The sequence below is a fragment of the Treponema sp. UBA753 genome, from assembly GCF_002297325.1.
GTDB lineage: Bacteria > Spirochaetota > Spirochaetia > Treponematales > Treponemataceae > Treponema_D.
In genome coordinates, this window is record NZ_DBKJ01000113.1 from 1 (window position 1) to 11697 (window position 11697).

Annotated in this window: 9 protein-coding genes; 5 read left to right on the plus strand and 4 right to left on the minus strand. The window is 40.5% G+C overall.

Annotation, left to right across the window (positions count from 1 at the left end; all coding sequences use genetic code 11):
* Window positions 1-18: 18 nt before the first annotated feature.
* Window positions 19-1818, plus strand: a complete 1800-nt coding sequence (gene pyk, locus B4C08_RS09060; protein ID WP_296664661.1) for a pyruvate kinase — start codon at window positions 19-21, stop codon at window positions 1816-1818.
* A gap of 8 nt (window positions 1819-1826) precedes the next feature.
* Here the strand turns inward: pyk and hisF are convergent, their stop codons facing one another.
* Together hisF and hisH are read right to left on the minus strand one after the other, a co-directional pair.
* Window positions 1827-2594 (minus strand): imidazole glycerol phosphate synthase subunit HisF, encoded by a 768-nt coding sequence (gene hisF, locus B4C08_RS09065; protein WP_296664664.1) that lies wholly within the window; start codon window positions 2592-2594, stop codon window positions 1827-1829.
* A gap of 1 nt (window position 2595) precedes the next feature.
* Window positions 2596-3243, minus strand: a complete 648-nt coding sequence (hisH, locus tag B4C08_RS09070; protein ID WP_296664667.1) for an imidazole glycerol phosphate synthase subunit HisH — start codon at window positions 3241-3243, stop codon at window positions 2596-2598.
* Window positions 3244-3311: 68 nt separating this feature from the next.
* On the opposite strand from hisH, the gene B4C08_RS09075 reads away from it, so the two are divergent.
* Both B4C08_RS09075 and B4C08_RS09080 read left to right on the plus strand, forming a co-directional pair.
* Window positions 3312-3530 (plus strand): hypothetical protein, encoded by a 219-nt coding sequence (locus B4C08_RS09075; protein ID WP_296664669.1) that lies wholly within the window; start codon window positions 3312-3314, stop codon window positions 3528-3530.
* A gap of 88 nt (window positions 3531-3618) precedes the next feature.
* Window positions 3619-4938, plus strand: a complete 1320-nt coding sequence (locus B4C08_RS09080) for a pyridoxal-phosphate dependent enzyme (protein WP_296664671.1) — start codon at window positions 3619-3621, stop codon at window positions 4936-4938.
* Here B4C08_RS09080 and B4C08_RS09085 read toward each other — a convergent pair.
* Window positions 4904-8548 carry an alpha-amylase family glycosyl hydrolase gene (locus tag B4C08_RS09085; RefSeq protein ID WP_296664673.1) on the minus strand — a complete coding sequence of 1215 codons (3645 nt, stop codon included), beginning with the start codon at window positions 8546-8548 and terminating at the stop codon, window positions 4904-4906. The two genes, B4C08_RS09080 and B4C08_RS09085, sit on opposite strands and share 35 nt — an antisense overlap.
* A gap of 27 nt (window positions 8549-8575) precedes the next feature.
* Window positions 8576-10594, minus strand: a complete 2019-nt coding sequence (locus B4C08_RS09090; protein ID WP_296664675.1) for a 4-alpha-glucanotransferase — start codon at window positions 10592-10594, stop codon at window positions 8576-8578.
* A gap of 247 nt (window positions 10595-10841) precedes the next feature.
* Here B4C08_RS09090 and B4C08_RS09095 point away from each other — a divergent pair, with 247 nt between their 5' ends.
* Together B4C08_RS09095 and B4C08_RS09100 are read left to right on the plus strand one after the other, a co-directional pair.
* Complete coding sequence (locus B4C08_RS09095) at window positions 10842-11486, plus strand: formate/nitrite transporter family protein (protein ID WP_296664677.1); 645 nt, start codon at window positions 10842-10844, stop codon at window positions 11484-11486.
* A gap of 62 nt (window positions 11487-11548) precedes the next feature.
* Window positions 11549-11697 (plus strand): phosphoribosylaminoimidazolesuccinocarboxamide synthase (locus B4C08_RS09100; protein ID WP_296664679.1); only part of this gene is annotated, 149 nt, incomplete at its 3' end.

An 11697-nucleotide genomic window follows, 5' to 3' on the forward strand; every position in this document is an offset into this window, starting at 1 on the left:
TTTTTATCGGAGAACAAAATGCTTACAAGAAAAACAAAAATCGTATGCTCAATCGGACCTGCCTGCGACAACGACGACACAATCCGCGAAATGATAAAAGCAGGAATGAACATAGCAAGGTTTAACTTTTCGCATGGAACTTACGACTGGCACAAGCAAGCAATGGACAGAGTGCGCAGAATTTCCGCAGAAATAGATGTTCCCGTTGCAATTCTTTTGGACACAAAAGGCCCTGAAATTCGAACTGGACTTATAGACGGCACAAACAATATAAAACTTTCCGCAGATGAAACTGTAATTGTTACAACAGATGACTGCACTTGCGTAAATGCTTCGGAAGGAAAACCGTGCAGAATTTCAATTTCCTGGAAAGAAGCTGCAAAAAAACTTTCCCCGGGAATAAAAATTTTAATTGCCGACGGACTGATTGAACTTGTTGTTCAAAAAATTGAAGGCGAAGAAATTATATGCAAGGCTTCTAACGCGGGAACTTTTGGCAGCAAAAAAAATGTAAACCTAATCGGAATTCATGCAGGGCTTCCAATCATGTCGGAAAAAGACAAGGAAGATTTGAAATTTGGAGCAACACAAGACATTGATTTTGTCGCGGCGAGCTTTGTAAGTTTTCCGGAAGAAGTTGTGCAGATTAAGGAATACTTGAAATCCGTAGGAGCAAAAGCCCGTGTCATTGCAAAAATTGAAAATGAAGAAGGCTTGAACAACATTGAAAAAATTACGCGAGAGGCTGACGGAATAATGGTTGCGCGAGGAGACTTGGGAGTTCAGCTTCCAACAGAAAGAATTCCGCTTGCTCAAAAAGCCATTATAAGATGCTGCCATACCGCCGGCAAACCTGTAATCACGGCAACGCAGATGCTCGACTCAATGATTGTAAATCCGCGGCCTACAAGAGCAGAACTTACGGATGTCGCAAACGCAATTTTTGACGGAACAGATGCGCTCATGCTTTCAGGGGAAACTGCTGGCGGAAAATATCCAGTGGAATCTGTAAAGACAATGGCGCTGATTGCCCGCACAACAGAAGACTCTCTTGAGTACAAAGAGCACATGAGAAAAATAGACTCAGACTATGTTCCTGGAACAGAAGTAGGACACATGGTTGCACACAGCGCATACAAACTTTCAAAGAACATAAAGGCAAAGGCAATAATCATTCCGACACTGCATGGAAACACTGCAAGAATGATTGGAAGCTTCCGGCCGGAGCAAATTGTAATTGCAGTAACTCCAGATAAAAAAGTTCAGCGGCAGCTTATGATTCAGTGGGGCGTAACACCTGTCCTTTGCAGAATCGCAGGAGATTCAGACATGATGATTCAAAACGCTGTAAAGCTTGCAATTGAAAACAATCTTGTAAAACTTTCAGACAGAGTCGTTGTGTGCGCAGGAATTCCGCTTTCAAGTCCTTTAATGGTGAACACAATTCGAGTGCTTGTTGTTGGAAACATAATCGCAAGAGGAACTTCATTCGGATTCTGCAACAGCGAAAAACAAAAAATCTGCGGAAGAATAATCCATGCGGAAGACATTGTTGAAATCCGCGACAGTGTAAAGCTCAACCACAGGACAATTCTTGTTTGCGAAAGAATAACAGAAGATCTTATTCCAGTATTAAGAATTATAGACGGAGTTATTTCTGAATCAGGAAGCGACTTGCAAGAGGAAAATCTGAAACTTGTAAATCCGAATCTTGTCTATATACAGAATGTTCCAGATGCCTGCAAAATTCTTGAAGACAATCTTTCTGTTTCTATAGACGGAGAACAGGGACTTATTTACGAGGGTGCAATCTGCTAAGGCAAATTTTAAACAAGCCTTACAGGTATTCCTTCTTTGGAAAGCTCATTCTTTATAGAAGAAACTGTGTACGCTCCTGAATGAACCATTGAGGCTATAAGGGCAGCATCAGCTTTTCCTTTGGTAAGAACATCTGCAAGATGAGAAGGAGTTCCACCGCCACCGCTTGCAATTACAGGAACAGGCACAGATTCCGCAATCATTTTTGTAAGATTAAGCTCATAGCCTTCTTTTGTTCCGTCAGCATCAATTGAATTTAAAACTATTTCGCCAGCACCAAGTTCAACTGCTTTCTGCGCCCACTCTCTTGCATCAAGGTCAGTTTTTGTTCTTCCGCCGTTAATGTAAACTCTGTAGCCGCTTGGCATTTGGGAATCTTTTGCTGAATCCATTCCAAGAACAATGCACTGATTTCCAAAAACGCGTGCTCCCTGCTTTATAAGCTCCGGATTTTTTACAGCCTGAGAATTAAGCGAAACTTTTTCAGCTCCGGCAAGAATTGTAGAGCGTATGTCATCAAGAGTTCCGATTCCGCCGCCAACACAAAATGGAATAAAAACTTGAGAAGCTACCCTTGCAATCAAATCAAGAATAGGACCTCTTCCGCGCGCGCTTGCCATTATGTCGTAAAACACAAGCTCATCCACACCTTGACGGTAATATTCAGCAGCCATTTCCACAGGGTCACCAATATCTATATTGTTCTGAAATTTTATTCCTTTTGTTGTGCGTCCGTCTTTTACATCAAGGCAGATTATAATTCGTTTCTTAAGCATTTTAAAATTCCTCCTTTGCAGAAAGGTCAGAAGCTACAAAGTTTTTCAAGATTCTAAGTCCGGGCTTTCCTGATTTTTCCGGGTGAAACTGAAAAACTGCAATGTTGTCTTTTTCAACTATGGCAGGAACTTTTATTCCGTAGTCCGCATAGCCTTTCACAATAGAAGAATCTTCCGGTTGAATCACATAGGAATGCACAAAATAAAAATCTGAATCCTGCGCAACTCCGTTTAAAAGAGGAGAGCCTCCATTTGCAAACGAAACATTGTTCCATCCTATATGCGGAACTTTTAAGCTTGTGTCAAATCCATTTTTCTTTAAAGAAGAAAAATGTCTTATGCTTCCCTTTAAAAGTCCAAGGCATTCTGTATTTCCTTCCTCGCTGTAATCAAACACAATTTGAGAGCCAAGGCAAATTCCTAAAATCGGTTTATCTGATTCCGCCCAGTCTTTCAAAAAAGAATCAAAGCCAGTCTGCTTAAGCTGCTTCATTGCATAAGCCGCATCTCCTACTCCGGGAAAAATCACGCGGTCAACATTTTCTAAATCGCAAGGATTTCCAGAAAGAATATAAGGAGCTCCAATGGATTCAAGCGCATGCTCCACGCTTTTTATATTTCCAGCATTGTAATCTATAATTCCAGTCATTTTTTTGCTCCAACAAAAGATTGAATGTTTCAAGTAAGTTTATATTAAAAACTGCCGATAAATTCAATATGGACATTACGGCTCTTGTTAATCTTTGCATTTCAGTTTTAAAAGATATACGCGTTATTACAGCTGCAATTCTTACAATTTTTTTTATCTCGCTCGGAAACTATGTCGTAAGATACAGAAAACGTCCACCTAAGCCAAAGAAGAAAAAAGCCGCCACAAAACCTGCCACTACTTCTGCGCCTGCTCCAAAGCCAGAAGAACAGCAAAAACAAGAATAGCAAAATTTTTCATATCATGTCTTTCAATTGAAAGAAGCCCCTAAAAATGTTATTATTTTGAATAATAAAAATGGTTGGGGATACATAAATGAAATTTTTTAGCACACGTGATGCCCAAAATATCGTAGGATTCAAACAGGCAGTTTTGGACTGCATTCCTTCTGACGGCGGGCTTTACGTTCCAGACGACACAGATGATTTGCGCCGCTGGATTTATTATACAAACGAAAAAACAACATTCGCTTCTCTTGCAGGCGCGCTTACTTCCGCAATGATAAATGATGAGTTCAGTCCTGTAATCTGCGAAGCCATTGCAACTCACGCATTTCCAAAAAATCCTGTTTTCAGGCAGCTGGACAAAAATCTTTTTATTCTTGAGCTTTATCACGGCGCAACAGGAACTTTTAAAGACTTCGGTGTTTCTTATTTAACTTCCGCATTGGAAACGATTCTACAAATGGACGGAAAAAAAGCCATTCTGCTCGATGCAACCACAGGCGAACTCGGAGCGTGCATGGCAAAAGCTATCGACGGAAAAAAACTTCTAAAATCTGTGCTTCTTGCTCCAAAAGGAAAACTTCGCGGAATCGATGAAAAAAACTTTGTTTGGAACGGCGGAAATATTTATCCAATTGAAATAGACGGAACAGAACAAGACTGCCACAAAATCGTAAGGAAAATCTTTGCAGACAAACAGCTCGTAAAAAAACTCAGCTTGACAGTAGCAAACACAGCAAACATCGGCAGGCTTTTACCGCAGTCATTTTTCTACACATTCGCATTTTCACGGCTCAAGGAAATTATAAACGGAGACATTTTTTATGCAGTTCCTGCTGGCAACTACGGAAATCTTGTTTCAGGACTTTACGGCTGGAGAATGGCACTTCCTGTAAATGGATTCATTGTTCCTTCCACACCAGAACTAACTCTTGATGCTGGCGGAAACTGCATGGTTATGAACAGCATGGTTTCTCTTGAAAAGCGCACGCCTGCAGATCCGGCTTCACCTTCAAACATAGAAAGGCTTGAACAGATTTTCAAGGCGAACTCACTTATGCTTAGAAGTTTTGTTTACCCAGCGGCAGTTTCAGAAAAGGAAGTTGAAGCGGCCTGCAAAAAACTCTTTATGCAATACAAAGTCTATGCAGACCACGACACAGCGGCAGCTTATGCGGCAGTTCTAAAAAGAAGCGATATTGCCGCGGAAGAAGACGGAGCAGTTGTTCTTGTTGCAAGAGACTCGCCTGCGCTTAGCAAAGATTTTCTTATGCACAACTTAGGGGAATCTCTTGCAATACCAAACAATATCATCGAGGCATTTAAGCCTGTCAAACTTGACAAAGCTCCAATTGCCCCGGGTGATACAGATTCAGTTATTTCGATTTTGAACTCTTTGAATCTTTCTTAGTTTTTTTTGCAGCTGGCTTTTTGGCATCAGTTTTTTCCGCGGAAGATTTTTTTGCTTTTGCCTTCTCTGTTTTTGGAGCTGGCATCTTTACGGGCTTTACGGCTTCTGTAAACTGCTCGCACTTGTATTCAGCAAGTTCCTTTGAAGCAAACAAAGTTCTGTAAAGCCTGAAAATCTGCTCGCGGAGAATTCTTTTGCTTGTCATGCAGTTAGAAGCAAAAGAATACCAAAGCGTGGCGTCCATCTTTTCCTTGTTGAACCAGCGCACTCCATTGAATTCATTTGCGCCTGTAAGAACAAATGAATTTTCAGAATCTACAAGCGATTTTGCCACAGTGTATGTTGACTTTACAAATCCAGAAGTTCCAAAGTTTAAGCTACTTATCTTCATGCTTTCAAAAATGCGGATAAAATTGTTTCTCATTTCTGAATTAAAGAAACCTGCGCTTTCAATTATCTCTGAAAGCTTGCGGCTATAGCCCCACTTCTTGCAGTTTTCACCACCAGCGGAAGCAACTGCTGCAAAGGCACACAAAATTTCTGCGCTGAATTCATTCGACTTGATTCCAGAAGAAATTTCAAGCTCAAGGTTGTTTGCAGAATCTTCATCTTCCGGCGCAAAATAAGCTTCGTACAAATATTCAACGCACTTTTCAAATGCCTTGAATTTCTGCTCAGGCTCAAGAGGCGATTCGGACTTTTTTGATTTCGATTTCTTCTTGGAATTTTCAGACGCAAGTTTTTCTTCTTCAAGCGCAAACTCGTTTTCTTTTTCGTAGTAAGCAAGCGCAGCTTCTTTTACAGACTTTAGAAGTTTTTTAAGCGACACAGGCTCTTTGTTTTCAAGTTTGAATTCTTTTGAAGAATCACAAGAGAACAAAGCGTGAATGTCCTGAATAAATTCTTTTGTAACAAAATTCCTTAGGGCAGCAAACAAATCCTTGTAGCAGAATTCCTGCCATGCAATTTCAAGGTCAGGAACACCAGAGCCACTCAAAAGCTCATTAAGTTTAAAGTATTTTCCGTCCGCGCCGTCAACAACCTGCTGCACATCAAGATAAACTTGATACTCAAAGCCGTTAAGAGCAACAAACATTCCGTTGTTAATCAAGTCATCGCTTCTGCGCACAAACCAAAGTCCGCTTCTGTGCTCACGGAAAATTACATAGTGGTTATAGCCATAAGTAAATCCCATGCTTTCAGCCAAAGATTTTGAAACCATCACTTTGTCATTTTCATCTGAACCAGTTTTTACAGCGTACTCGCACGATTGCTTTATCCAGCCTTGAGCGCGGTCATACTTATTATTATAGAAAACAATTGTGCGTTCGTTGCCAACAACATTTGAGTAAGCAAAGATATTTTCGTTTACAGTTCCATTGTCCCAAACATCATAGAACAAAAAGTTTTCAACAGGCGCAAAAAGATAACGCTTGTGCATAAGAGGGAAAATATCGTGCCAATGACGGTTCATCAAATCCTGATCAACTTTTTCATCTTTGTAGGCTCTTGTGTATTCCATGCCGTACTTTTCTTCAAAGCCTTCAAGCTGACCGTGTCCGAACATCGGAAGACCAGGCATTGTAATCATCAGTGTGCAGACTCCAAAATACTTGTCGCCTTTTCCAAACTGAGCCACGGCAGTTTCTTCGTCCGGATTATTCATAAAGTTTACGAAACGCTTTAGAATCTGCGGATCAAATTTGATTGTATTTTTTACAGTGTCGCGGTACTTCTGGTTTTCTTCCTTTTTAAGCATATTCATAAATGCGGAATTGTAAACACGGTGCATTCCAAGAGTTCGTGTAAAATATCCTTCCATCATCCAGAATGCTTCAGCAAGCAAAAGCGTGTCCGGCATTTCCTGAGCGCAACGGTCAACAACTTCGCGCCAGAATTCATTTGGAATACGTTTTTCAAATTCCGCAGAAGTCAAAGCATAACGGCTGCGGCTTGCAATGTCTCCTCCATGTCCTGGCTCCGGATACCAAAGGCGGCGTATATGTTTTTTTGCAAGAACCATTGCGGCGTCAAACCTGATAATCGGGAAGTTCCGGGCAACTTTTAAAATCTGCTGCATAACGGCTTCGCGCGCAACTGGATTCAAAAAGTCAATTTGAGCAGTGTCATTCCAAGGCATTCCAGTTCCGTCGTTTCCGTGGTAAATATAAGTAACGTCTCCTGTCGCATTGTCCACACGTTTAAAGCAAACCGCACAGTCGCTTTTTGAATAGTAATGGTCTTCAAGGTAAATTGAAACACGACCATCTCGGCTCAAATTTTCTCCGTTAAAAGTGTAGCCCTGAAACGGACATTCCTTTGTTGTTATAAAATAATCAGGATGTTCTACAACCCAAGTTCCGTCCATTCCAGTGTGATTTGGAACCATGTCGCTTGCAAGGCGAATTCCGCGGATCCAGCATCTGTAGCGAAGATTTTCCAAAGCCTGCCATCCGCCAAGGTTTCCTGCAATTTCATAGTCTAGCAAAGAATATGCTGAAGCGGCCGCCTCTGGATTTCCGTTTATCTGCTTGATTCTTTTTGAAGCATAACTGCGTTCCCAAAGTCCAATCAACCAAAGCCCCGTAAATCCTTCATCACGCAAAGCATCAAGCTCTTCATCTGGAATTTGGTCAAGACGTGAAATATCGCGGTTGTATTTTTTAGAAAGCTGATAAAGCCATACAAGAACAGTCTTTGCCATCAAAACAACTTTCGGCATCCATTCACGGTCAGGACTGAATCTCTCGTATTCTTTCATCAGATTTTCTTCATCGTAAGTGTAGGCTTCCATAGAAACCTCGCCGCCGTTTGTAGGATGCCAGGCAGCTTTTTCTTCCTCGGAAATTGTATCGATTCCCTCAAGAAGACGACGAATCCATTCGCCAAGAACATCGCTCCAGTAAGTGCGGATATAATCCAGCTGGCCTTTTAAAGAAGTCGGAGAAGCAACAACTGGTTCTTTAAGCATATTTATAAGCGAATTGTTTTTAGGACCAAAAACAGGCTGAGTCAAAAAGAACGCCTTAATCTGATTCCAAGTTTTAATGTAGTCAGCGTTGGCGGCAAGATTTGAATCATCAAACAAAATTGCAAACGGATGAAACGCAGGATTTTCATTTGCAAGGTGAAGCATTACAAGTTCTTCCAAAACTTGCTCACGGTTTGAACGCTCCATTTTTGTGCCGGCATCAATGCAGTTCTGATCTAAAAATTCTTCCGCGGAAATTTTCTTTTTAAACACTTCAACAGGAGGAAACTCTTCCATGAACTGCAAAAACAATTTGTCAATCTTGGCTTTTGAAAAATTTCTATCCAGGTCAGCAAGAAGATTTTTAAAGCAATCAGGTGTTTTGTCTCTTCTATAAATCATGCAGACGTAATGGAAAATTTCATCGATAAGTCCCATTGCGTTCAAAGAACCTGCGGAAACTTTTTTTTCACTTTGACCGCGTTCGTCAAAAAGCTCGTTCAGTTTTGTCTGAAATTTATGCACAGCCTTGAAATTTGCAAAAACAACATTTCCGGCAGAAGAAAAAAGAGATTCGTCAAAATTGCATTCTTCTCTTACTTTCCGGCTTATGTGAAATTCATTGTAAGAAATCTTCATATTTAACTCCAATAAAAAAGTTTTATTTTATTTGTCGTGCAGCTGAATTACAGTTTTTATCTTGTTCATCAAAGATTTGTTTTCAGACATTTCTTCAACTGAAGCAGGAATTCTATAAGTCCAGTTAAAACTATTTACACTGCCCGGAACATTTATGCGCTCGTCATTTTCATTTTCAAGATAAAAGCAATGCTCAAGGAACAGATAATCCTGAAGCGGATTTATAAGAAGTGAACTTGCGCATTTTGCAACAGTCTTCAAAATAAATTCCGCTATGTCAGGAGTAAAGGCTGAATTGGCATCAGGGCAGTTTTCAGTTTTGAGCGCAGACAAAAATGCTCTTACGCTGTCTTTTTCAGAATTCCACCATTGGCGCAAAGTTGAACTGTCATGCACAGAAGTTGTGGCAACACTCAAAGCCGGATACTGGTCAAACGGAATGTAAGGCTGCCCGTCTTTTTCCCATTCGCGGCACCAGCGCACAACTTTAAGCGAAAGAATTTCAAGTTTCTGAAGAACTTCCGGCATAACTTTTAAATTAACGCCCAAGTCTTCTGCGCAAGGAATCATGTCAGAAGCATGAACAATCGCGCCCAAAGTAGAGAGCGCCTGCTGTTTCCAAAGTTCGTTTTCTTTTTCTTCCGTCTGGGCAAAAAGATTTTTCAATTTTTCCTGCTCGTCCCAGCTTAAAGTTTTCCATGCTGAAGATTTTTCAAATGTAAAGACTTTTATGAATCTGTCTTTTTTAATCTGAATCAATGAACGGTCGCGCCATTTTTCAGCAAGCGCATTTTTCACTGCGGAATCTTTACGCTCATCATCACAGAACTTCTTGGAATAAATTTCCTTGTCGCCAGAAATTTCTTTTTTAAAGTTCCAAAGCTCCTCGTTGTTCACACGGTCGCAAACTTGCTCAAGGAACGCAACCGCCTCGTCATGGTTCCAAGTTATGTCTTCAATAAGCCCAGTCGGAATGTGCGGCTCAGAAATCCACTTTATTCTGTCGTCAGAAAATCCCAAGTCATTCAATTCCTTTCTTGAAAAATCAGAATACGGAACTGTGTGTCCAAGGTAAGCGGTTGTTTCAGACTCCTTTGTTGCCCAAATTCTAAAAAAGCCCAGAACGTGGTCAATGCGGAATGCATCATAATATTGAGATGAAACTTTTATTCTGTCTTTCCACCAGGCAAATCCGTCTGCTTCAAGCCGCTCCCAGTCATAAGTCGGAAATCCCCAGTTTTGTCCAAGCGGATTTTCTCCATCTGGCGGAGAACCGGCGCGCAAGTCCTGTCTAAAGAATTCAGGATAAGTCCAGCAGTCAACGCTGTCTTCATTCATCAAAATCGGAATGTCGCCTTTTAAAATTATTCCTTTTGAGCGAAGATATTCCGCGCTTTCTTTAAACTGTTCGCTTGCACGCATCTGGCACCAAACAAAGAAATTGTGGCTAGATTTTTTTGCTTTGTTGTTCCATTTGAGCATGATTTTTTCGCGGCTTACGTTGCGCACTTGCTCGTCCCAGCTTTTCCAGGAAGCCTGCATATTTTCGTCTTTTATGTTCTTGAAAACCGCATAAGGAATAATCCAATTGTTTGCGCAAATAAATTTTTCCATTTGAGCCGGAAGCTTCTGCATAGATTCGTTGTCTGATTTTGCAGAAGTTTTTTCTATATAATTGTACAAAAGATGCAAAAGCTGATTTTTTTCATTCACGACAGCGTCATAGTCGAACCGCCGTTTATATGTAAAATTCTTTTCAAAATTCTTGTACGCCGAAGAAAACTGCTTGCTTCCCTTTAAAGCCGCTTCAAATTCCGGCAATGCATTAATTCTTATAAAAAGCGGATGAAGCGCAAACGCAGAAAGCCCAGAATAAGGCGAAGACTGAGTTCCCGTATCATTCACAGGAAGAAGCTGAACAACAGAAAATCCAGTCTTTTCGCAGAAGTCAGCAAGATTTTTCAATGCAAGAAAATCTCCGCAGGCAGCGCAGTCTTTTGTGTACAATGCCGAAAGCGGAACTACAACACCGGTTCTTTTTTTCATAATTTAAACCTATTTCAATAATTCTAATAAAAATACGTCTGGTCAAGGCACGCTTACGCTCAAGACCTTGACTCAGCCGTTTTTACGGTTTTTATAAACCCTAAATAAATCGTCCTTAAAGACGAAAACATTTGAAACTATCTAAGTATATCATACAATAAAAAATTTACAATTTATTTTGCACAAGAAAAGAATTTTATTATATTCCGCTAAAGACAAAAATCACAAAAAAAAGTAGAATCGGCGCATGGAAAATTCAATAAAATCAAAATTGCTGAACATCATCTTGCGCTCTTTTATGACTGGAATTGCAATCGGAATTGGCGCAACAGCATTTCTTTCGTGCGAAAACAAAATCGCAGGCGCATTTTTATTTGGAACAGGACTTTTTATAATTCTGAACTTCGGCTTTTATCTTTACACCGGCAAAGTCGGCTACATTGTTGAAAAAAAGCCTTCATACATTGCAGAAGTCGCTTTAATATGGCTTGGAAACTTTGCAGGAACATTTGTTTTTGCCTCCCTCATTCTTTGCACAAGGGCAAACTCAATAGCGCAAAAGGCAGCCGCAATGTGCGCGGTAAAATCAGCAGACACGCCGTTAAGTCTTCTTGTTCTGTCATTTTTCTGCGGAATCCTCATGTTCATTGCCGCGGACGGATTCAAGACAATTGAAAATCCTGTTGGAAAAGTTCTGGCAATTTTTCTTCCTGTAATGGCGTTCATTTTAAGCGGATTTGAGCACAGCATTGCCGATATGTTCTATTTTTCAGTTTCCCGCACTTGGACAGCGCATAACTTTTTCTGCCTGATTATAATGACATTGGGAAATGCAATGGGAGGAATGCTAGTTCCGCTTGCAAAGAAAGGATTTTTACAGAACACAAACTAACTTGAATTCAAATCAGCAAAAGATTTATAATGCTTTCGTTCTATAAAACAGGAGTTCAATATATGAAAAAATATGCTAGCGGAAAAGTCCGCGAAGTTTATGACTTGGAAGATGGAAGAATGGTCATTGTTACAACAGACCGGATTAGCGCGTTTGACGTTATTCTTCCAACTATGATTACAGACAAGGGCAAGGTTCTGAACGCTCTTGC

Coding starts and splice junctions, on each gene's coding strand:
- B4C08_RS09095 (WP_296664677.1), top strand. CDS start 10,842: ATGGAAAATTCAATAAAATCAAAATTGCTGAACATCATCTTGCGCTCT.
- B4C08_RS09090 (WP_296664675.1), bottom strand. CDS start 10,594: ATGAAAAAAAGAACCGGTGTTGTAGTTCCGCTTTCGGCATTGTACACA.
- B4C08_RS09075 (WP_296664669.1), top strand. CDS start 3,312: ATGGACATTACGGCTCTTGTTAATCTTTGCATTTCAGTTTTAAAAGAT.
- B4C08_RS09085 (WP_296664673.1), bottom strand. CDS start 8,548: ATGAAGATTTCTTACAATGAATTTCACATAAGCCGGAAAGTAAGAGAA.
- hisH (WP_296664667.1), bottom strand. CDS start 3,243: ATGACTGGAATTATAGATTACAATGCTGGAAATATAAAAAGCGTGGAG.
- B4C08_RS09080 (WP_296664671.1), top strand. CDS start 3,619: ATGAAATTTTTTAGCACACGTGATGCCCAAAATATCGTAGGATTCAAA.
- hisF (WP_296664664.1), bottom strand. CDS start 2,594: ATGCTTAAGAAACGAATTATAATCTGCCTTGATGTAAAAGACGGACGC.
- pyk (WP_296664661.1), top strand. CDS start 19: ATGCTTACAAGAAAAACAAAAATCGTATGCTCAATCGGACCTGCCTGC.